A 20999-nucleotide genomic window follows, 5' to 3' on the forward strand; every position below is an offset into this window, starting at 1 on the left:
CGACTCAAGTCAAATCGCACCAAATGAGATCACGTCATGGTGCACGTGACTTCATTTGGTGCGTTCTGTTTTGGTGCGCCAGCATCGTTTCACCGATGCCATGGCGGTCAGGTCAGTCGGGGATGGGCAGCGCCAGCGTTTCCTTGACCTCTTCCATCACCACGTAGCTGCGCGACTCGTTGGCGTGTGGCAGCTTGAGCAGGATGTCGCCCAGCAGTTTGCGGTACATCGACATGTCCGAGATGCGCGCCTTGAGCAGGTAATCGTACTCGCCGGACACCAGGTGGCACTCCATCACCTCCGGCAGCTTCTGCACCTCGCGGCGGAAGGAGTCGAAGATGTCGCCGGACTTGGCGGCCAGCTTGATCTCGACGAATACCAGCAGCGAGGAGTTCATCGCTTGCGGATTCAGGCGCGCGTAGTAACCTTCAATTATGCCGTCACGCTCCAGTTTGCGTACCCGTTCGGTACAGGGCGTGGTCGACAGGCCGACCTTGTCGGCCAGTTCGGTCATCGACATGCGGCCGTTGTTTTGCAGGTATTTCAGTATCCTCAAGTCGATCTTGTCGAGCGGGCGCTCCACTACTTGTTTGTCTCTCATAATTTCCTGTGTATTGTCTATATTTTGTTGAATTTATTTGTTTTTTTGTAAAAAAACAGTAAATAAAACTGCCTTAAAGTAAATATACTACCGGAAATCACTAAACGTTCAAACCCTACGTCGGGAGTGTAGAGAACATGAAGGTTATCGTGCTGGGCGGTGGTGTCCTGGGTGTTTCCACTGCATGGTATCTGGCCAAGGCTGGCTGCGATGTGACCGTGATCGAGCGCCAGGACGGCGTCGCACTGGAAACCAGCTTCGGCAACGCAGGCCAGATTTCTCCGGGTTATTCCGCCCCGTGGGCCGCACCGGGCATTCCGCAGAAAGCCATCAAGTGGCTGTTCCAGCGTCACGCCCCGCTGGCCTTCAAGCCGGACGGCAGCCTGTACCAGTGGCAGTGGATGAGCAAAATGCTTGCCAACTGCACCGAAGCCGCCTACGCCACCAACAAATCGCGCATGGTGCGCCTCGCCGAGTATAGCCGCGACAAGATCAAGGAACTGCGCGCCGAGACCGGTCTGGCCTACGAAGGCCGAGAAATGGGCACGCTGCAGGTGTTCCGCACCCAGTACCAGCTCGACGGCATGGCCAAGGACATCGCCGTGCTGAAGGAAACCGGCGTGCCGTTCAACGTGCTCGACCGCGAGGGCTGCGTCAAGGCCGAGCCGGCGCTGGGGCGGGTCAAGGAAAAGATCGTTGGCGGCTTGCAGCTGCCCAACGATGAAACCGGCGACTGCCAGCTGTTCACCTCCCGTCTGGCCGAACTGGCGCGCGCCAAGGGCGTGAAGTTCCTGTTCGGTCAGACCATCGACGCCATTCAGCACGACGGCAAGAAGATCACCGGCGTGCGCGCCAACGGCGTGGAACACCGTGCCGACCACTACGTGGTGGCGCTCGGCAGCTACTCGCGCGATCTGTTGAAGACGCTGGACATCGACATCCCGGTCTACCCGGTCAAGGGGTACTCGCTGACGGTGCCGATCACCAACGCCAGCGCCGCCCCGGTGTCCACCGTGATGGACGAAACCTACAAGGTGGCGATCACCCGCTTCGACAACCGCATCCGTGTCGGCGGCATGGCCGAACTGTCCGGCTACGATCTGAGCCTGAATCCGCGCCGCCGCGAAACGCTGGAAATGGTGGTGGGCGATCTGTTCCCCGAAGGCGGCAACATCCCGGCGGCCGAATTCTGGACCGGCCTGCGCCCGATGACGCCGGACGGCACGCCGATCATCGGCGGCAGCCGCTTCGCCAACCTCTCGCTCAACACCGGCCACGGCACCCTGGGCTGGACCATGAGCGCCGGTTCCGGCAAGGTACTGGCCGACCTGATCATCGGCGTGAAGCCGGAAATCAGCGTCGACGGCCTGTCCATGCAGCGTTACGCCAAAGGCGGCGAAAAGCTGGTGGTACCGACCGCCCGTATCGTCACCAGCCACTGAGGTTCGCATGCGTCCGTTGATTGCCTCGATCCGACTCGAGCACTTCCGTCACAACTATGAACTGGCGCGCCGCCAGCACGGCGGCCGCGCGCTGGCCGTGGTCAAGGCCAACGCCTACGGCCACGGCGCGGTACGCTGCGCCCAGGCCGTGGCCGACATCGCCGACGGCTACGCCGTGGCCTGCCTGGAAGAGGCGCTGCAATTGCGCGAAGCCGGCCTGACCCTGCCCATCCTGCTGCTGGAAGGGGTGTTCGAGGCGGCCGAATTGCGCGAGGTGGAGCAGCATGGCCTGTGGCTGGTGGTGCAGAGCCAGCAGCAGCTCGACATGCTGCTCGCCAGCCAACCCGCCAAGCCCTACCGGGTGTGGCTGAAAATGGACTCCGGCATGCATCGTGCCGGTTTCTTCCCGCAGGACTACGCGGCCGCCTACCAAAGGTTGGCCGAAAGCGGCAAGGTGGACGGCATCGTCAAGATGACCCACTTCGCCCGCGCCGACGAACCGGCGCTGTCTGCCACCGCGCAGCAAATGGAAACCTTCGATGCCGCCTGCGCCGGTCTGCCGGGCGAGGTCAGCGTGGCCAACTCCGCCGCCATCATGGTGCACGAGCGCACCCGGCGCGACTGGGGCCGTCCCGGCATCATGCTGTACGGTGCCACCCCGCTGCCGGCCGGCTACGCGCAGGATGCCGCGCTCAAGCCGGTGATGCGTCTCACCAGCCGGGTGTTCGGTGTGCGCGAGCTCGCTGCCGGCGAGCCGGTGGGCTATGGCGCCACCTTTGTCACCGAGCGTCCGAGCCGCGTCGGCCTGATCGCCTGCGGCTACGCCGACGGCTACCCGCGGCTGGCCTCCACCGGCAGCCCGGTGGCGATCGACGGCGTGCGCTCGCGCATCATCGGCCGCGTGTCGATGGACATGATCACCGTCGATCTGACCGACTTGCCCGCTGCCGGCATCGGCAGCGAGGTCGAACTGTGGGGTGACAGCGTCAACGTCAACGAGGTGGCGGCTCAGGCCGGCACCATCGCCTACGAGCTGCTCTGCAACGTCAAGCGCGCCCATTTCGTGTATTGCTGAATTGTAAAGTCGTGTGCACTCTGCTTAACCCGGTCATTTGGCCGGGTTTTTTTTTGATTCTTCCCGAAGTGATCCGTGAAGCGGCAGGCGCCGCCGGGGCGGGCCGCAGCCAAAAGGCATAGGGCGCGGCAGTGTGGTTTGATACACTGCCACGGCAAGGCGGCCGCGCCGCCTCCCGTTCACCGAATCAAGCCGTTCAACCATGTCTAGAAAACCGCGCCTGCGCTCCGGAAGCGGCGTCACCATGCACGATGTCGGGCTGGCCGTCGGCGTCAGCGCGATCACCGTATCGCGCGCGCTGTACTCGCCGGAGCGCGTCTCCGATACCCTCCGCAGCAAGATACTGGAAGCCGTCGACCGGCTGGGCTACGTGCCCAACCGCTCGGCACGCGCGCTCGCCTCGGCGCGCTCGCAGACCGTGCTGGTGTTAATCCCCTCGCTGACCAACACGGTCTTCATCGACACCCTGGCCGGCATCGAGGACGTGCTGCGCCCCGCCGGCTACCAGATGCTGATCGGCAATACCCACTACAGCGCGGGCGAAGAGATGCAGCTGCTGCGCGCCTACCTCGAGCACCAGCCGGACGGGGTGCTGGTGACTGGTTTGTCGCAGCCGCCGGAATTCGCCCAGACCCTGGAGCGGCAGGGGATTCCGGCGGTGTACATGATGGACCTCACCACCGACGGTCGCCGCTGCGTCGGCTTTTCCCAGGAAGACGCGGGCGAAGCGATCACCCGCCACCTGCTGGAGCGCGGGCGCCGGCGCATCGCCTTCATGGGGGCGCAGCTCGACGAGCGCGTGCTCAAGCGCCTGGACGGCTACCGCAAGGCGCTGCGCGCTGCCGGCCGCTACGACGCGGCACTGGAAGATCTCGACCCGGCGCCGTCCACGATGCAGATGGGGGCCGATGCGCTGACACGGTTGCTGCAGGCCCATCCCGATTGCGACGCCGTGTTCTGCTGCAACGACGACCTCGCCATCGGCGCGCTCGCCGCCTGCCAGCGGCTCGGCTTGGCGGTGCCGCAGCGCATGGCGATCGCCGGCTTCAACGACCTGCAACCCGCTGGCTGGGTGACGCCGCCGCTCACCACAGTGGCCACGCCGCGCTACCGCATCGGCACCGAAGCGGCCAGGCTGTTGCTGGCGAGCATCGCCGGCGAGGCCGATGCCGTGACCTGCCATGACCTGGGTTTCACCGTCATGCCACGGGCCAGCTCGTAGCAGCCGACAACCGTTCCCAGTCGTACCGGCTGCCCAGACCAGCGTGGGCAGTTTTGCAACACCCGCTCGCACTCGGTCTGCGGCATGAAGCAAATTCTTGCCTGCTTCGATTTGTTAGCGCTAACATCCGAAAAACAGCCAACGCCCGCGCACACTGCAGGCGTTTTTTCTCAACCTGAAATGTTAGCGCTAACATGAAAATGCCGAACATCGTGGTCATGGGGGTTGCCGGTTGCGGCAAGAGCAGTCTCGGCGAGGCTCTGTCCGAAACCCTCGGCGCCACTTTCATCGAAGGCGACGCCTTTCACCCCGCCGAGAACATTGCCCGCATGTCCGCCGGCATCCCGCTCACCGATGCCGACCGCGCCAGCTGGCTCGGCGTGCTGGCGGCACGGCTAGCCAGCGGACGGGCAGGGGGAGAGCGCATGGTGCTGGCGTGCTCGGCGCTCAAACGCCGCTACCGCGACGCCTTGCGCGAGGGCGACCCCGGGCTGCTGTTCGTCCACCTGAGCGGCTCGCGCAACCTGATCGCCGAGCGCATGGCCGCTCGCTCCGCCCATTTCATGCCGCAGAGCCTGATCGACAGCCAGTTCCGCGACCTGGAGGCGCTGCAGCCGGACGAGCAGGCCATCGTCTGTGACATTCAGCAACCGCTCGCCAGCTTGCGTGATCGCGTGCTCGAGCAGTTGCACAGCAAGTAGCACCCAAACACGTCATAACTACACGGAGGAGAACACAATGACGACCCACAACACCACCGCCCGCGTGCCGACGCGCCGCTGGCGCATCGGTGCCCTGCTCGGCATCGGCGTGCTGGTCAACTATTTCGACCGCATCAGCCTGTCGGTGGCGGCGCCGCAGTTACAGCAGGAGTTCCACCTCACTACCGGGGATATCGGGCTCTTGTTCAGCGCCTTCTTCTGGGCCTACGCCTTGCTGCAGATTCCTACCGGGGTGGTGCTCGACCGCTTCGGCGTCACCAAGGTCGGGCGCTGGGGAGCGTTCCTGTGGGGCATCGCCGCCACGCTGACCGCCTGTGCCGGCGGTTTCGGCGGCGTGTTCGCCGCGCGTGCCCTGCTGGGGGTAGCCGAGGCGCCGGGATTCCCGGTCAGCTCGAAGGCCACCGGCTACTGGTTCCCGCGCCGCGAGCGCGCCATGGCGACCGCGCTGTTCGATGCCGCCGCCAAGTTCTCCAACGTGATCGGCGTGCCGCTGGTCGCCCTGACCGTGGTGCATCTCGGCTGGCGCTGGGGCTTTGGCCTGTCCGCCCTGTTGAGCCTGTGCTACTTCCTGGCCTTCTACCTGCTTTATCGTGACCCCAGCGCCGACAGCAAGCTGTCCCGGGCCGAGCACGACTACATCGTCCAGGGTGGCGCCACGCCGGAAGGGGTGAGCCAGGAAAGCTCGCTGAACATGCTGGGCTACCTGCTCAAGCAGCGCAAAATCTGGGGGCTGTCGATCGGCTTTGCCGCCTACGGCTACGTGTTCTACCTGTTTCTGACCTGGTTGCCGGGCTACCTGGTGCAGGCGATGCACATGAGCATCCTGAAGTCGGCGACGTTCGCCGCCGTCCCCTGGCTGTTCGCCACGCTGTCCGATCTCCTGGTCGGCGGCTGGCTGATCGACCACCTGATCGCCAAGGGGCATGACGAGACGCGGGTGCGCAAGGGCGTGCTGGTGGCCGGCATGCTGTGTGGCCTGGCGGTGTTCGGCGCCACCACCACCACAGATCCTTACGTCGCCATCGTCTGGATCACCATCGCGCTGAGCGGCCTGGCCGCCGCCGCCCCGGTGGGCTGGTCGCTGCCGTCGCTGATCGCCCCGCACGGCGGCACCGGCACGGTGGGTGGCATCATGAACTTCGCCAACAACATGATGGGTGCGGTGGCGCCGATCGTGACCGGCTATATCGTCGGCGCCACGCAGTCGTTCTCCAACGCCTTCCTGGTGGCGGGCGTGGTGCTGGTGATCGGCGTGTTCGCCTTCGTGTTCCTGCTGGGCAAGATCGAGCCGATTCCGGAGCCGGGCAAGGATGCGGTGCGCCGTGTAGGTGGGACCGCCAAGGCCGGCACCCCTTCCACGACGCGTTGAGAGGGAGCGAAAGCGTCTAGCCCGACAACTGGCGAGACGCCTGTAAACGACAAGGCCGCCCGGTGACGGGCGGCCTTGTGCGCTCCGGCTAGAGTATCAAGAGTCGCTAACAAAACCCAGCGCAGCGGTCTTGGCTAGGCGCGCGGCCGCAGACAGTACAAGGTAGTACGGCCAGGCCGCGCAACAATGCCAAGAGGGTTCTGTTAGCGGCTCTATGGGGGTCAGCCCTTCTGCTGGCGATAGGCCACCACCGCCTGCACCAGATCGGCGATCGAGCGCGCGCCCATCTTGTCCATCATCTTGCCGCGGTGCGCTTCCACCGTCTTGATGCTGATACCGAGGTCGTCGGCGATCACCTTGTTCATCTTGCCCTCGATCACCTTTTCCAGCACCTCGCGCTCGCGCACCGTGAGCGAATCGAGCCGTTCCGCCATCTTGCTGAGGCTGGCGGTGCTGTCGAGGCGCTGCCGGCAGGTCGCCAGCGCGCTGTCCACGGCGTCGAGCAGGGCCTGCTGGTTGAACGGCTTTTCCAGGAAGTCGTGGGCGCCGCGCTTGACCGCTTGCACCGCCATCGGCACGTCGCCGTGCCCGGTAATGAAGATCACCGGCCACGGGTTGCCGCGCCGGTCCAGTTCCTCGAACAGTTCCAGCCCGCTCATGCCGGGCATGCGGATATCCACGATCAGGCAGCCGACGCCGGACGGCACCACCCGGCCCAGGAAAGCTTCGGCGCTGCCGTGGCACTCCACCTGGTAGTCGTGGCTTTCCAGCAGCCAGAGCAGGGAGTCCCGGAACGGTTCGTCGTCATCGATGATATGGATGGGCGCTTGCTTGGTCGTGTTCATGCTTCGGTCACCGGCAGGGTCAGGCGGAAAATACTACCACCGTCCGGGTTGTCTTCCACCCAGAGTTGACCCTGATGGAATTCGATGATGGTGCGGCAGATGTTGAGCCCCATGCCCATGCCTTCCTTCTTGGTGGTGAAGAAGGCGTCGAACAGGCGCTCCTTGAGATCCGCCGGCACGCCGTGGCCGCGGTCGGCGATGGCGACCTCGACCCGACGCGGATTGAGCACGTCGGCGCTGACGATGAGCTGGCGCCGGGCGGGTTCGGTGTCCTGCATCGCCTCGATGCCGTTCTTGATCAGGTTGAGCAGCACTTGCTCGATCAGGATCGGGTCGACGCAGACTTCCGGCAGGCGTGGCGGCAGTTGCAGGTCGATGGTGGCGGCGTAGCGGCGCGCCTCGATGTCGGCGATGGCGAGTGTGGCCTCGACGATATCCGTCAACTGGCAGGGCTTGCGGTCGGGTTCGCTCTGTTTCACGAATTCGCGCACGCGGCGCACGATCTTGCCGGCGCGTTCGGCCTGGGCGGTGATCTTTTCCATCACCGGCAGCAGCGATTCGGCGCTGGCGCGGCCCTGGCGCAGCCGTTCGATGCAGCCGGCCTGGTAGTTGGCGATGGCCGACAGCGGCTGGTTCAGCTCGTGGGCCAGGGTCGAGGCCATCTCGCCCATGGTGACCAGGCGCGAGGTGGCCTGCAACTTCTCCATCTGTTGTTCGTAGCGCTGCTCCGCCTCGTGCTGCTGGGTGATGTCGGTGAGGATCACCATCAGCGTCGGCCGGCCGTCCACCCAGCGCACCTGGCGGCGCCGCGCCGACAGCCAGCGCGGCGGGTTGGCCAGCTGCAACTGGAGGTCCAGTTCGGAGCGTTCGGCGTCACGCATCAGGAAGGCCAGCCGCAGGTCGCAGCAGCTCGCGCTCTCTTCCTGCCCCAGTACGTTGTCCGGGTCGAACCACTGGCGGTAGTGCTGGTTGCAGAACAGCAGCTCGTGGCTGGCCGGGTCGACCACCGCCACCGCGGCGTCCAGGCCCTCGATGACGGTGACGAAACGCTCGTGCGAGGCCTCCAGCCGTTGCTTGGCCTCCTGGCGCTCGGTGATGTCGGTCATCGCCGTCATCCAGCCGGTGTGCTGGCCATCGTGGTCGATCAACGGCGAGATCAGCAGGTTGACGTGGATTTCCTTGCCGTCCTTGCGCCGGATCTGGGTCTCGAGGCCGTCCTGTGGCGCGTTTCCCGTCAGCGCGGCCGCCATGTGGCGCTGGTGCAGTTCGGCGGCTTCGCCGGAGCGCCAGTAGGGGTAGGGCGGCAGCTGGCCTAGCAGTTCCTGCTCGCGGTAGCCGGTGATGTCGCAGAAGGCCGGGTTGACGTAGGTGATGCGCCCTTCGAGGTCGATGGCGCGCAGCCCCACCACCAGCGAATCTTCCATCGCCTTGCGGAAGGTGGATTCCTGCCAGAGCGCTTCCTGCGCTTCCTTCTTGGCGGTGATGTCGCGGCCCGAGACGTAGATCACGCCGCTCTCCGGCAGCGGGCTCAGCGCCCACACGATCCAGTGCGTGGCGCCCTCGCGCGTCAGCACCCGGGTCTCGACGTAGCGATGGCTCTGGTCGGCGCCGAGCATGTCGAAAAAACCTTCCTTCAGCATGTCGCGCTCGCTGGGGTGCAGGTAGCTCAGGAAGGAGGTGCCAATGAGTTGCGCTTGCGTGTAGCCGAGCACGGTTTCGAACGCCGGGTTGACCTCGAGCAGGGTGCCCTCCGGGCTGATGATGCCGAGCAGATCCTGTGACAGGCGGTACACCCGGTCGCGCTCCTCTTCGGCGCTGACGCGGCGGCGGATATGACGGTTGAGGCTGAGCAGGCTCATCAGGGTGAGCAGGGTCAGGCCGACGATCAGCCCCAGCTGCAGGACGCGGCTCGGGCTGGTCGCCGTCTTTACCGGGCGGGCGATGATGGCGAGCCCGGTGCCGGGCAGGTCGAGCTTTTCGGAGAGCGTCCCGCTCAACCGCTGCTGGGCGTTGTGGCCGATGTCACGGCCCTCGGCGTCGATCAGCTCGAGCTGGTATTTCTCGGCAAACCACGACGGCGGCAGGCGGCGGATCAGCGTGCCGGTGTTGAACACGGCGATCATGGTGCCGACAAACTGGCCGTTGCGCAGCACCGGCACGTGCAATTCGATGCGCCATTGGCCGTCCGCGCTCTGGTAGGGCCGGCTGTAGACCGGCCGGCTCTCGATGCGCGCCTTGACGAAGGCGTCGGCGCTGGGGCCCGAGAGGCCGTCGCCCAGCGTCAGCGGGCCGTCTTCATAGGGGGCGATCCAGCGCAGGATCATGCCGGTGTCGGCGCGCACCACCGCCAAGAGTTCCGGGGTGTTGCCGATGAATTGCGCCGCCTGGAGCTGGAAGCCGCTTTCGTCGAGATCGTCGCGTCCCGCTTCGCGCGCGAGTTCGGTGAGCTGGTTGAGATTGTCTTCGAGGTGCAGTTGCAGCGTCTGTTCCGCCCACAGCGCGTCGCGCGCCAGCGCGGTACGCAGCTGCTCGGCTTCGCGCGAATCGAGCGCCCACAGCATCACCGCCATGGTCAGGAAGAACAGCACGATGCTGGCGTTGGGGAACAGCCGGTACCAGCTCGGGCGCTGGCGCTGGGCGGTGGAGTGGTAACGAAGCATGCGTAAGGTGTCCGGACGAGGTGGTCCTGTACCACCGGCGTGGTGCCGGCAACAGAACGTGAGTGTAGGCCAAGCCGACGCCGAAGATAAGCCGGGTTAGCCCGCAGCGTCGGGCTTGTTGATTGGCGTGCGCCCCGTTAAGCTTGCGCTCCGGAGAAAAGAGACAATGAAAACAACTATTTTGAAGCGCGCTCTGATGCTGGCGGGGTTGCTGTGGGCGACGCTGGCCGGCGCCGTCGAGCCGATCCGCATCGGTGTGCCGGGGGCGTATACCGGAGGGTCCTCGCCGATGGGACTCAGCATGCGCAACGGCATCCGGCTGGCGGCGCAGGAGATCAACGCCCGTGGCGGCGTCTTGGGGCGGCCGCTGCAGCTGGTCGAGCGCGACGACGGCGGCAACGCGCTGCGCGGCCGGCGCGTCAACGCCGAGCTGATCCGTCAGCCGGTGGTGGCGACGGTCGGCCTGGTGAATACCGCGGTGGCCGAAGCGGTGGTGGGGCTCTACCAGGAGGCGCGTGTGCCGCTGGTGATCGCGGTGGCCACGGCGGCAAAGCTGACCCAGCCTGCGCGCGACGGCTATGTGTTTCGCGTCGCGCTGTCCGACACGGTGCAGGCGCGGCTGATCGCGCGCGAGGCGGTGGAACGTGCCGGCTATCGCCGCATCGCCATCTTCGCCGACACTACCCGCTACGGCGAGCAAGGGGTGATGGAACTGACCGCCGCGCTGGCGCGCTACGGCGTGCGGCCGGTGGCAGTGGAACGCTTCGACCTGCACGAGCGCGACATGGACGAGCCATTGCGCAAGGCGGCGCGCCAGGGGGCCCAGGTCATTCTGACCTACGCCATCGGCCCGGAGCTGGTGGAAATCGCCAACGGCATGGCGCGAATGGACTGGCAGGTGCCGCTGATCGGCAGCTGGACGCTGTCGATGTCGAATTTCATCGACAACGCCGGTCCCAACGCCGACGGCACGCGCATGGTGCAGACCTTCATTCCGGAGGGAGCCGGTGGGCGGCGCAAGGCGTTCATCGACGCCTACCTGGCGCTGAGCCATGGCCGGCGCATCGCGTCGCCGCCTTCCGCGGCGCAGGGCTACGACGCCATGTTGCTGCTGGCGGCCGCGATCCAGCAGGCCGGCAGCACCGACCGGGCCGCGATCCGACGGGCGCTGGAGCAGCTGCAACGGCCGGTCGACGGCGTGATCACGCGCTACCGGCGCCCGTTCAGCCCGAGCAGCCACGAGGCGATCGACGAAACCGTGCCGGTGATCGGCAAGGTAGCGGGGGGGGAAGTGGTGCATGCCTATCGCGAGGACAGGCTGAAGGGCATGAAGTAAGTCTGTGTGAGTTGCTGCCGAGTTCGGCCAACCTTAGAAGGTTGGCCGAAGCGTTTTTAACGCGGCGAACCCTGGTTCTTGAGGTAGCTTTCCAGCGCGTTGCCGGCCGACAGGATGTGGAAGCGGATGAACTCGGCCGCTTCCTCGGCCGCGCCTTGCTGGCACAGCTCCAGCAGCTTGGTGTGTTCGGCGTGCGCGCGCTCCATGGTCTGGGTGAACAGAATCTGCATGCGCGTGTAGCGATCGGTCTTGTTGTGCAACTGCTCGATCAGCGCCAGCGTGTTGGGGCGCTTGGCGGCACGGTACAAGGCCAGGTGGAAGCGCGAGTTCAGCTCGCCCCAGTGGCGGATGTCGTTGGTCTGCAGCGCGATCTCGAACTGCTTCAGGGTGTCCGCGGCCATGGCCAGGTCGGCCTTGGTCTGGCGCGGGATGGCGGCGCGCAGCAGCGAGCTTTCCAGCATGGCGCGGATGTCCAGCAGTTCCAGCACGTCGTCCAGCGACAGTTTGGATACCAGGGCACCCTTGTGGTCGATGATCTGGATCAGGCCTTCGGCCTCGAGCTGGCGCAGCGCCTCGCGCACAGGAACCCGGCTCACGCCGTATTCATTGGAAAGCGCTTCCTGGCGCAATTGCTGGCCGTCGGCAAACTCGCCCGACAGGATGCGTTGGCGCAGGGATTCGGTTACGGCACTCGTCAGCGTCTGGCGCTTGATCGGCTGCAGGGTGGTCATGGGGTGGAAGCTCTGTCAGTCAATCGGATACATACAAATGTATTCAATTATTACGGAGCGGGGCAGGGGAGACAAGTGAAACTGCGGCCGGCAGGAGCACGTGCAACAAAAAAACCGGCCCTCGGGCCGGTTTTTGCAAGACTGGGGTGGATAATGGGACTCGAACCCACGACAACCGGAATCACAATCCGGGACTCTACCAACTGAGCTATATCCACCGCCGTAAGCGGTACGACTGAAGCTGGCGCTTCAATCAGGAATTTTGGGGTGGATAATGGGACTCGAACCCACGACAACCGGAATCACAATCCGGGACTCTACCAACTGAGCTATATCCACCACTGTCTTACTGCTGTACTACTGGCGCGCCCGACAGGACTCGAACCTGTAACCCCCGGCTTAGAAGGCCGGTGCTCTATCCGGTTGAGCTACGGGCGCATCCTGCACCGAGTGCGCGGAGTTTCTGGTCGGGGTGGAGGGATTCGAACTCTCGACCCCCTGATCCCAAATCAGGTGCGCTACCAGGCTGCGCTACACCCCGACGACAGAGAGCGCAACTATACGGATCGAGCATAATGCTGTCAATACCCGTTGAGCTTAGGGGGTGAAAAATGAGAAAATGCCGTTTTTGGTTGGTTTGGTTTCGGGACAGAGCATGACGGCACAACTCATTGATGGCAAAGCAGTAGCAGAAAAATTGATCGGGCGCGTACGCGAAGGCGTGGATGCACGCCTCAAGGCGGGCAAGCGTGCTCCGGCACTGGCCGTCATCCTGGTCGGCGACGATCCGGCCTCCGGCGTGTACGTCGGCAACAAGAAGCGCTCGTGCGAGAAGGCCGGCATCCGCTCGGTGGCCTACGACCTGCCCGCTTCCACCTCGCAGGAAGAGCTGCTGGGGATCATCGACCAGCTCAACGCCGACGCCAGCATCGACGGCATCCTGGTGCAGCTGCCGCTGCCCAAGCAGATCGATCCGCAGTCGGTGATCGAGCGCATCGAGCCGAAGAAGGACGTGGACGGCTTCCACCCCTACAACATGGGCCGTCTGGCGGTGAAGATGCCGCTGCTGCGTCCGTGCACCCCGCGCGGCGTGATGACCCTGCTGGAAGAGTACGGTATCGATCCGAAGGGCAAGAAGGTGGTGATCGTCGGCGCGTCCAACATCGTCGGCCGCCCGCAAGCGCTGGAAATGCTGCTGGCGCGCGCCACCGTGACGGTGTGCCACAGCGCCACCACCGACCTGCCCAAGGAAGTCTCCGAGGCGGACATCGTGGTGGCCGCGGTGGGCATCCCCAACTTCATCAAGGGTGAGTGGGTCAAGCCGGGTGCGGTGGTGATCGACGTGGGCATCAACCGCCTCGACAGCGGCAAGTTGTGCGGCGACGTGGAGTTCGCCACCGCCAGCGAACGTGCCGCCTTCATCACTCCGGTGCCGGGCGGCGTGGGGCCGATGACCGTGGCCACCCTGCTGCAGAACACGCTGGATTCGGCCAACCTGAACGCCTGAGGCCTTGCGGGCAGGGGGGCGCCGGGTCGTATCGGCGGCGTGACGGTGCGGGGCGCTGGTTTATCCCCTTCGCGTGCACTGCCCCTGCCGTGAGACATGCGACGTCGCCTGGCGCGCTGGAAGAAGCCGCCGGTACATCGGCTTTCGTTTTGGGAGTGAACAATGAGTCATAACAAGAATTCGGCCACGCTGCTGATCAGCTGCCCCGACAAGAAGGGGCTGGTGGCGGCCATCGCCAACTTCCTGATGACCTACAACGCCAACATCATGCATGCCGACCAGCATCAGGATGTCAGCGAAAACCTGTTTCTGATGCGCATCGAGTGGAGCCTCGACGGCTTCACGCTGCCGATGGAGAGCTTCGCCGCGGCGTTCCAGCCGATTGCCGACAAGCACGGCATGACTTGGCGCGTGTCGCTGTCGAGCCGCAAGCCGCGCATGGCGATCTTCGTTTCGAAATACGAACACTGCCTGGTCGACCTGCTGCACCGCTGGCGCATCGGCGAATTGAACTGCGACATTCCGCTGATCATCTCCAACCACGAGGACTGCCGCCGCATGGCCGAATTCAACGGCATCCCCTACCACGTGGTGCCGGTGACGCAGACCAACAAGGAAGAGGCCGAGGCGGAGCAGTGGCGCTTGCTCGAGGAAGCCGGGGTGGACGTGATCGTGCTGGCGCGCTACATGCAGGTGCTGTCACAGCGTTTCGTGGAACGTTTCCCGAACCGGGTGATCAATATCCATCACAGTTTCCTGCCGGCGTTCGATGGCGCCAAGCCCTACCATCGTGCGTTCGCGCGCGGTGTGAAGCTGATCGGCGCCACCAGTCACTACGTGACCGAGGTGCTGGACGATGGTCCGATCATCGAGCAGGAGGTCACGCGCATCTCGCACCGCGACGACGTCGAGGACCTGGTGCAGAAGGGGCGGGATCTGGAAAAGGTGGTGCTGTCGCGCGCGGTGCGCTGGCACCTGGACGATCGCGTGTTGTCCTACAGCAACAAAACCGTGGTGTTCGATTAAGACATGCGTATCCTCTTTGACGATGCCCTGGACCTGGTGCGTTTCCGTGTCCGGCCGCTACAGCACTACCAGTATGCGTTCTGGCAGCCGGCGCTGCTGTTGACGGCGCTCGGTATCATCGCCAGCGCCGGCGCCGACGGCCTGGGTGACAACGTCGAGGGGCGCGTGGCGTTCTTCCTGCTGTTCACCTGGCTGGAGACGCTGTTGTTCACCCAGTTCATGGGGCTGTGGCTGCGCCTGGGCAAGTGGAAGCCGAGCGGTTCGTTGTTCGGGCTGGTGGTGGCGGCCAACAGCGTGCAGATTCTCGAGCCCCTGACCAGCTGGCTGCCCGACGACGCGGCGCTGATCGGGGCCTTCGCGTTGTCGGTGCTCACCATTACCATCCTGGTGCATGCCCTGACCGCGGTATCCGGGGTGTCGCGGCTGCGCGTGCTGGTCGGCGTGCTGCTGTTCTCGCCGCTGGCGATGATGCTGATGGGGTCGACGCTGTCGCTGGCGGCGTCGCTCGACTGGGTGCAGGTGCCGCCCGAGCTGGGGCTCGAGCTGAACCAGGGGGATGCGGCTCAGGGGGCTTCCGACGGCGGCGACGCCAACGCGATCTGAATCGCTTCGGCCAACTTGGCCCGTTCCAACGGCGCGTTCACCATGGTGTGAAACGCGCCGTTGTCGTATAGGGCGAGCGCCGGCAGGTGGAACAGCTCGAATTCGTGCGCCAGCGCGCTGCTCACGGCAATGTCGACGTAGCACAGCTGGCGGATGCGGGGCGGGACCAGCCGGGGCAGGCGGGCGTGCCACACCCGGCAGGCGCCGCAATGGGGTTGGCCGAACAGCACCAGCGTGGCCCCGGGCAGGGTGGGAAGGATGTGGTGAAAGCGGAACTCGTCGAGTTCCCGCCAGGGCAGGGTGGCGCTGCTCATTCCACCTTGGCGATGTAGCGCGCCAGCCCGAGAAAGGCGCGCAAGGCCTCGCCCTTGGGGGTGGTGTCGCTGCGCACACGGGCGTAGCGGCGCAGGATGGCGCGTGCGTCGTGCATCAGGTCGAGCTCGCTGTCGGGCGAGGTCACCAGGGCGATGCGCTCGACTTCGCCCTGCGGCTTGACCTGGCCCTGGGCGATCGCCAGGTAGACCTTGTGCGCGGCGTGCGGGGTGATGTGGTCGAACAGGTACAGCATCGAGTTGATGCGCAGGCCGGTTTCTTCGCGTACCTCGCGGATCAGCGCCTGCGAGCGCAGCTCGCCACGGTTGGCCTTGCCCCCCGGCAACTGGTAGCGCCCTCCGCGCGTCGCCGCCACCAGCACCCCGTCCGGCATCTCGATGATCGCCGTGGCGCGCCGCGCCAGCGTTGGCGGCAGTCGCTGCTCCGGTCTTCTTGCTTCCTGTATCGTCATTTCTCGTGATTCTTTGGGTTATGTCGGACCGCTCGCCGGCGGCCTGTCGCCATCCCGGGTGGACCGGGTGGCGCGGTTGCGTACCGGCTCAGCGCCGGCCGCCGTCCTTACTTTTCTTGCCGGGGCGTACCGGGCGCGGGGTCTGGGCGGAGGGTTTCGCCGTCTCGGCCTGTTCCGCCGCCACGCTCTCCTGCTCCATCTGCCGGCGCATGGCGGCAAAGAAGCGGTAGATCGCCTCGACCGCCGGCGAGATGCCGGCAAGCCATTGCTCGCGCTGTCCGGCGTCGGCATTGTCCACGTAGGGGCGCATTTCCGGATCGGGGTGGTGTTCGAACGCCAGCGCCATGATCGGCACCAGCGCCTCGGCCTGCTCTTCATCCTCGAACAGCAATCCCCAGTCCTCGTTCATCAGCTCCATGCCGGCGGTGAAGCCCTGTGCCCAGTCGTTGCCGTGCACCACACCGTGCTCGTCCGGCTCCAGCCAGGGGTGGAACTCGCGTCCCGAGTGCAGTGTGTCGGCGATGTCGAGCCAATGGCCCATCAGCAACGAGACGAACTGCTCCAGCGCCTTCTGCGAGCTGAAGGCGGTCTCGTCGTCGAAGGCGTCGCCCAGGATCAGCGGCAGCACCTCGCTCGGCTTGATCGGTTCCGGCCCGCACAGCAGGGCGGCGAAGAAGCCGTCGAGCTGCTCCAGGCCCATGCAGTGCTGGGCGCGAAAGCGGGCCAGGGTGGTGGCCAGGTTTTGGTAGTCGCGGTCGGTGAGGGGTTTGTGGCTCATGGTGATCGGCGTCGCTAAAGGATGGCTATTATCGGGCAAAACAGCCGTTTGAGGCGGGGTGGCTGCAAAACAATGCCGGACCGGTGTGAAAGCGCGCCGCGAGTGCGGCACGGTCCTTGGCGCTGCCCGCCCCAGGGGCCGGCAGCCAACCCGTCGTTGCGCCGGGAGGCTGCCGTGGCTAGCTTACTGCTCGCTGTCGCTCTTGGCCGCGTTGCGCGCGTCGTAGTAGGCCTGATTGGCGAGGTAGTGCTGACGGCGCGCTTCCTTCTTGGCGGCACGCTCGGCCTCTTCCTCGGCCTTCTTGCGGGCGGCCTCGGCTTCGCGCGCCTTCTTGGCCGCCTTGGCGGCTTCGCGGGCGGCGGCTTCGGCGGCTTCCATCTCGTCCATTTCCTTCCTGGACTTGCACGGGCCGGTCTTCTCGAACCAGGCCACCGACTCGACGTGGGCGGTGTGCGGGAACATGTTGATGATGCCGGCCGCCTTCAGCGTGTAGCCCTTGGTGTTGACCAGGATGCCGGCGTCGCGCGCCAGCGTCGCCGGGTTGCACGAGACGTAGACGATGCGCTGCGGCGCGGTGTCGTCGGTGAGGGCCTTGAGCAACTGCACGGCGCCGTCGCGCGGCGGGTCGACCAGCATCTTGTCGAACTTGCCGAGTGCGGCGAAGCTCTCCTCGGTGACCTCGAACAGGTTGGCCATCTCGTAGCTGACCTTATGCTCGAGGCGGTTGTGGCGGGCATTTTCCACCGCGCGCTTGACCAGCGCTTCGCTGCCTTCCATGCCGTGCACGTCGGCGCCGGAGCGGGCGATCGGCAGGGTGAAGTTGCCGATGCCGCAGAACATGTCGGCGATGCGCTCGCCGGGCTGCGGGTCGAGCAGCCTCAAGGCGCGCGTCACCATGACGTTGTTGATCTCCGGGTTCACCTGGGTGAACTCGGTGGGGTAGTAGGGCATCTCGACGCTGAAGTCGCGCAGCGTGTAGGTCAGTTTGGGCGCGTCGAGCGGGTAGAGCGGATAGCAGGTGTCCGGCCCCTTGGGCTGCAGCCAGATCTGCAGCGGACGGCCCGGCTGCGAGTGGGTGTCGGAGAAACGGCGCAGGATGGCCTCGTCGGCAGCACTGATGGCGTCCATGTTGCGGAACACCAGGATGTCGAGCTTTTCGCCGACGGCCACTTCGATCTGCGGCATGCGGTCGCGGATCGACAGCGTGTAGATCATTTCGCGCAGCGGCACGATCAGCGCCGAGATGTGCGGCGGCAGGATGTGGCACTCGCTCATCTCGGCGATGTAGCTGGAGCGTTTCTCGTGGAAGCCGACCAGCACGCCGCCTTTCTTCTCGACCAGGCGCGCCGAGAGACGGGCACGGTGGCGGTAGCCCCAGGCCGGGCCGGCGATCGGCGTCAGCATGCGTTCGGCGCCGACCTTGCCGATGTGCTTGAGGCTGTCTTCCAGCACGCGCTGCTTGATGGCGACCTGGGCCGAGAATTCGACGTGCTGCATCGAGCAGCCGCCGCAAACGCCGAAGTGCGGGCAGCGTGGCGTGGTGCGCAGGAAGCTTTCTTTCAGTACCGCGCAGGTGTCGGCGTTCTCGTAACTGGGTTTCTTGCGATAGGAGCTGTAGCTGACGGTTTCGTACGGCAGCGCCCCATCGATGAAGATCGTCTTGCCCTCTACATGGGCGACGCCGTGCCCTTCGTAGTCGAGGGATTCGATCAGGGCGACTGGTTGGGATGGATTCATCGTTTTCCGTGTCAAATCAAAACGGTAAAACGGTAATTTTCGCAAAATACGCCGTGCCGCGCTGGGTTTTTTGCAAGCGGGTGTACGGCGGGGTTTCTGCTAAAATGGCGCGACCGGATAATTGATGGAACGAATGGGTATGGTGGGTGCAAGGAGTAAGCGGGTTGTCGCGGCGGCAATGCTGGTGGCCGCGGCGTTGGCGCGGGCCCAGGTGCCGGCGCCGGATGTGCTGATCAACGGCAGCGGCTTGCACGTGGTGATCAACCTGCCGCAGACCCGGCTGTTCGTGTATCGCGACGGCGCGTTGCTCAAGTCCTACCCGGTGGCGGTGGGCAAGATGCTGACCCAGACGCCGACCGGCACCTACGCCGTGACCGGCATTTACCCCAAGCCGATCTGGTACGTGCCGAAGTCGATCCAGGAGGAAATGAAGCAGCAGGGCAAGCCGGTGCTGACCTCGGTGCCGCCGGGGCCGGACAATCCGCTCGGCAACGCCTTCGTGCGCTTTGGCGACCCGCGGCTGGGGCTCGGCATGCACGGCACCAACGTTCCGACCAGCGTGCCGGGCTTCCGCAGCCACGGTTGCGTGCGGCTCAAGAACGAGGATATCGACGAGCTGGCCAGCACCGTGTCGCCGGGAGCGGCGGTGACGGTGGCCTACCAGACCGTGTTGTTGAATGAGGATGCCGCCGGCGAGCTGTGGCTGACCGCGCTGAAGAATCCGTACAAGTACGACGATCCGTCGTTCAAGCAGCTGGCCCAGGTGCTGCTGGCGTGGCAGTCCAGCCGTCAGGTGGCGGTGCACGGCAAGCGGGTGGACGTGGCGCTCAGGGAGCGCAACGGCAAGCCGGTATGCCTGAGCTGCAAGTCGGCCGACAAGGCTCGCATCAGCGGCGAGTTGTCGGCTCTGCGCTGGCTCAGTGGCGGCAGCAAGGCGCCGGAGCTGGCGCCGTCGGAAACGGCTCCCGCCGCGCCGGAGGCGCTGCCGGAGACGGTCAACAAACTGGAGCCGCGCCCGGCGAAAAAGCCCGCCAAGGTGTGAGCGCCAGCGTTTTGAGCCAACCAGCCGCTGCCCGTCGGGCCGCGGCTTTTTTCATGCCGTCGTGTTGCGGCTCTGGCCGGCCAGCTCGCCGACGCGCACCAGCGCGCGCTCGAAGGCGTCGCTCCACGGATAGCAGCAGGAGAGCCGCAGGCAGTGGCGGTAGCGCCCCTTGGCCGAGTAGATGGTGCCCGGCGCCACGGTGATGCGCTCGGCCAGCGCGGCGCGGAACAGCTGCTGGGTGTCGGTGGCGGAGGGCAGTTCCACCCACAACAGGCAGCCGCCCGAGGGCGAGGTGGCGCGCGTGCCGGCCGGGAAGTGGCTGGCCACCATGCCGCGCAGCCGTTCCATCTGGCTCATGAAATGGCGGCGCAGTCCGCGCAGGTGGTGGTCGTAGCCGCCGCTTTCCAGGTATTCCGCCACCGTTTCTTCCAGCAGTCGCGGCTGGCCCAGCGTGCTGGCCACCTTGAGCCGCGTGACTTCCTTCAGGTAGCGCCCCGGTGCGATCCAGCCGATGCGAAAGCCCGGCACCAGCGTCTTGCTGTAGCTCGAGCACAGCAGCACCCAGCCGTCGCGGTCGTAGGCCTTGACTGCGTCCGGCACCGCCTGGCCGTAGAACAGCTCGGCGTGCGGGGTATCCTCGATCAGCGGCACGCGGTACTGGTTGACGAGCTGCGCCAGGCGCTTCTTGGCCTCCAGCGGCATGCTGCAGCCCAGCGGGTTGTGCACCGTGGGCATGGCGACGATGGCGTTGAGGCGCTGTTCCGACAGCAGCAGCTCCAGCGCGTCGAGCGACAGCCCGGTGGTGGGGTGGGTGGGGATCTCGATCGCCGACAAGCCCAGGCTTTTCAGCAGCGGAACCAGCGCGAAGTAGGTGGGCGACTCGAGACCGACGGTGTCGCCCGGCTTGCACACCGCGCGCAGCGCCAGCGACAGCGCCTCGGAGCAGCCGTTGGTGATGACGATATCCTCGGCCGCCAGCACGCAGCCCCAGCTCACCACGCGCTGCGCGATCTGGCGTCTGAGGCGTGCCGAGCCGGGCGGGAAGGGGTAGTCGGTGGCGAGTTCGGGGTGCTGGCGGATCAGCTGGTTGAGGATCTGCTTGACGCGGCTGGTGGGGTAGAAGTCGCTGCCGCGCGGGCTGGCCAGCGACAGGTCGATGAAGTCTTCGCCGGTCTGCGCCGCCATGAAGGCCTCGATGTGGTCGAGCACGTCGTCGCTGGTCGGCAGCGCCGTGCTCTGGCGGCGCATGCGCGGCAGCGGCAGGTTGGCCGAAGACTTGACGTAGAAGCCCGACTGCGGCCGCGCCTCGATCACGCCACGGTCTTCCAGCGCGCGGTAGGCGGCGAGGATGGTGGACGGGCTGACCTTGTGCATGGCGCAGGCCTGGCGCACCGAGGGCAGGCGCTCGCCCGGCCGCATCACGCCGTTCTGGATCAGCGTGATCCATTCGTTGACCAGTTGCTGGTAGAGCGGCTCGTGATTCATGGGGGCTCCGTTGACGTCAAGCGGTACAGTTGGC

At 65.6% G+C, this 20999-nt stretch carries 19 protein-coding genes and 4 tRNA genes; 10 read left to right on the top strand and 13 right to left on the bottom strand.

All coding sequences use genetic code 11. The features are described from left to right. Positions 1-112: 112 nt before the first annotated feature. A complete protein-coding gene (locus NH8B_RS05500) occupies positions 113-601 on the bottom strand; it encodes a winged helix-turn-helix transcriptional regulator (protein ID WP_008955307.1) in 489 nt (162 codons plus the stop codon). A gap of 137 nt (positions 602-738) precedes the next feature. On the opposite strand from NH8B_RS05500, the gene NH8B_RS05505 reads away from it, so the two are divergent. The 5 genes from NH8B_RS05505 (at position 739) to NH8B_RS05525 (ending at position 6431) form a co-directional block, all read left to right on the top strand. Next, complete coding sequence (locus NH8B_RS05505; RefSeq protein WP_014086395.1) at positions 739-2043, top strand: D-amino acid dehydrogenase; 1305 nt, start codon at positions 739-741, stop codon at positions 2041-2043. A 7-nt stretch (positions 2044-2050) separates the two neighbouring features. Continuing rightward, a complete protein-coding gene (gene alr, locus NH8B_RS05510) occupies positions 2051-3118 on the top strand; it encodes an alanine racemase (protein ID WP_014086396.1) in 1068 nt (355 codons plus the stop codon). Between the two features lie 202 nt (positions 3119-3320). Further along, a complete protein-coding gene (locus tag NH8B_RS05515; RefSeq protein ID WP_014086397.1) occupies positions 3321-4340 on the top strand; it encodes a LacI family DNA-binding transcriptional regulator in 1020 nt (339 codons plus the stop codon). A gap of 194 nt (positions 4341-4534) precedes the next feature. Continuing rightward, entirely contained in the window at positions 4535-5041 is a 507-nt protein-coding gene (locus NH8B_RS05520; protein WP_014086398.1) for a gluconokinase, read from the top strand. Between the two features lie 37 nt (positions 5042-5078). Beyond that, positions 5079-6431 (top strand): MFS transporter, encoded by a 1353-nt coding sequence (locus NH8B_RS05525; protein WP_014086399.1) that lies wholly within the window; start codon positions 5079-5081, stop codon positions 6429-6431. A gap of 221 nt (positions 6432-6652) precedes the next feature. On the opposite strand, the gene NH8B_RS05530 is transcribed toward NH8B_RS05525, so the two are convergent. Together NH8B_RS05530 and NH8B_RS05535 are read right to left on the bottom strand one after the other, a co-directional pair. Beyond that, complete coding sequence (locus tag NH8B_RS05530) at positions 6653-7276, bottom strand: response regulator transcription factor (RefSeq protein ID WP_014086400.1); 624 nt, start codon at positions 7274-7276, stop codon at positions 6653-6655. Continuing rightward, positions 7273-9936: a PAS domain S-box protein gene (locus tag NH8B_RS05535; protein WP_014086401.1), complete on the bottom strand. Its 2664-nt coding sequence runs from the start codon at positions 9934-9936 to the stop codon at positions 7273-7275. The genes NH8B_RS05530 and NH8B_RS05535 overlap by 4 nt, the downstream gene beginning before the upstream one ends. A 166-nt stretch (positions 9937-10102) precedes the next feature. On the opposite strand from NH8B_RS05535, the gene NH8B_RS05540 reads away from it, so the two are divergent. Continuing rightward, positions 10103-11272 carry an ABC transporter substrate-binding protein gene (locus NH8B_RS05540; RefSeq protein WP_041702851.1) on the top strand — a complete coding sequence of 390 codons (1170 nt, stop codon included), beginning with the start codon at positions 10103-10105 and terminating at the stop codon, positions 11270-11272. A 56-nt stretch (positions 11273-11328) separates the two neighbouring features. Here NH8B_RS05540 and NH8B_RS05545 read toward each other — a convergent pair whose 3' ends face one another. The 5 genes from NH8B_RS05545 to NH8B_RS05565 form a co-directional block, all read right to left on the bottom strand. Beyond that, entirely contained in the window at positions 11329-12003 is a 675-nt protein-coding gene (locus NH8B_RS05545) for a GntR family transcriptional regulator (protein ID WP_008955298.1), read from the bottom strand. Between the two features lie 142 nt (positions 12004-12145). After that, positions 12146-12221 (bottom strand) — tRNA-His (locus NH8B_RS05550). A 45-nt stretch (positions 12222-12266) separates the two neighbouring features. Next, positions 12267-12342, bottom strand: a tRNA-His gene (locus tag NH8B_RS05555). A gap of 22 nt (positions 12343-12364) precedes the next feature. After that, positions 12365-12441: transfer RNA gene (locus NH8B_RS05560), tRNA-Arg, on the bottom strand. Positions 12442-12467: 26 nt separating this feature from the next. Next, positions 12468-12544: transfer RNA gene (locus tag NH8B_RS05565), tRNA-Pro, on the bottom strand. 114 nt (positions 12545-12658) lie between these two features. On the opposite strand from NH8B_RS05565, the gene folD reads away from it, so the two are divergent. The 3 genes from folD to NH8B_RS05580 all read left to right on the top strand — a co-directional run bounded on the left by folD (position 12659) and on the right by NH8B_RS05580 (position 15139). After that, positions 12659-13510, top strand: a complete 852-nt coding sequence (folD, locus tag NH8B_RS05570; RefSeq protein ID WP_041703339.1) for a bifunctional methylenetetrahydrofolate dehydrogenase/methenyltetrahydrofolate cyclohydrolase FolD — start codon at positions 12659-12661, stop codon at positions 13508-13510. A gap of 162 nt (positions 13511-13672) precedes the next feature. Further along, positions 13673-14536: a formyltetrahydrofolate deformylase gene (gene purU, locus NH8B_RS05575; RefSeq protein ID WP_008955296.1), complete on the top strand. Its 864-nt coding sequence runs from the start codon at positions 13673-13675 to the stop codon at positions 14534-14536. Between the two features lie 3 nt (positions 14537-14539). Next, positions 14540-15139, top strand: a complete 600-nt coding sequence (locus NH8B_RS05580) for a hypothetical protein (protein WP_008955295.1) — start codon at positions 14540-14542, stop codon at positions 15137-15139. Here NH8B_RS05580 and NH8B_RS05585 read toward each other — a convergent pair. From NH8B_RS05585 to rlmD, 4 genes are all read right to left on the bottom strand, one after another. Further along, positions 15100-15453 (bottom strand): thioredoxin domain-containing protein, encoded by a 354-nt coding sequence (locus tag NH8B_RS05585; protein ID WP_014086404.1) that lies wholly within the window; start codon positions 15451-15453, stop codon positions 15100-15102. The genes NH8B_RS05580 and NH8B_RS05585 overlap by 40 nt on opposite strands. Beyond that, positions 15450-15923 carry an NUDIX domain-containing protein gene (locus NH8B_RS05590; protein WP_014086405.1) on the bottom strand — a complete coding sequence of 158 codons (474 nt, stop codon included), beginning with the start codon at positions 15921-15923 and terminating at the stop codon, positions 15450-15452. Before NH8B_RS05590 ends, NH8B_RS05585 begins: the two co-directional genes overlap by 4 nt. Before the next feature lie 88 nt (positions 15924-16011). Continuing rightward, positions 16012-16701, bottom strand: a complete 690-nt coding sequence (locus tag NH8B_RS05595) for a YecA/YgfB family protein (RefSeq protein ID WP_014086406.1) — start codon at positions 16699-16701, stop codon at positions 16012-16014. Positions 16702-16884: 183 nt separating this feature from the next. Then, positions 16885-18438, bottom strand: coding sequence for a 23S rRNA (uracil(1939)-C(5))-methyltransferase RlmD (rlmD, locus tag NH8B_RS05600; protein ID WP_014086407.1), 1554 nt, complete (start codon positions 18436-18438; stop codon positions 16885-16887). 124 nt (positions 18439-18562) lie between these two features. On the opposite strand from rlmD, the gene NH8B_RS05605 reads away from it, so the two are divergent. Then, a complete protein-coding gene (locus NH8B_RS05605) occupies positions 18563-19480 on the top strand; it encodes a L,D-transpeptidase (RefSeq protein ID WP_041702852.1) in 918 nt (305 codons plus the stop codon). 51 nt (positions 19481-19531) lie between these two features. Here NH8B_RS05605 and NH8B_RS05610 read toward each other — a convergent pair whose 3' ends face one another. Further along, on the bottom strand, positions 19532-20965 hold the full coding sequence (locus NH8B_RS05610) for an aminotransferase-like domain-containing protein (protein WP_014086409.1): 1434 nt from the start codon (positions 20963-20965) through the stop codon (positions 19532-19534). Between the last annotated feature and the right edge of the window lie 34 nt (positions 20966-20999).

The organism is Pseudogulbenkiania sp. NH8B (assembly GCF_000283535.1).
GTDB classification, from domain to species: Bacteria; Pseudomonadota; Gammaproteobacteria; order Burkholderiales; family Chromobacteriaceae; genus Pseudogulbenkiania; species Pseudogulbenkiania ferrooxidans.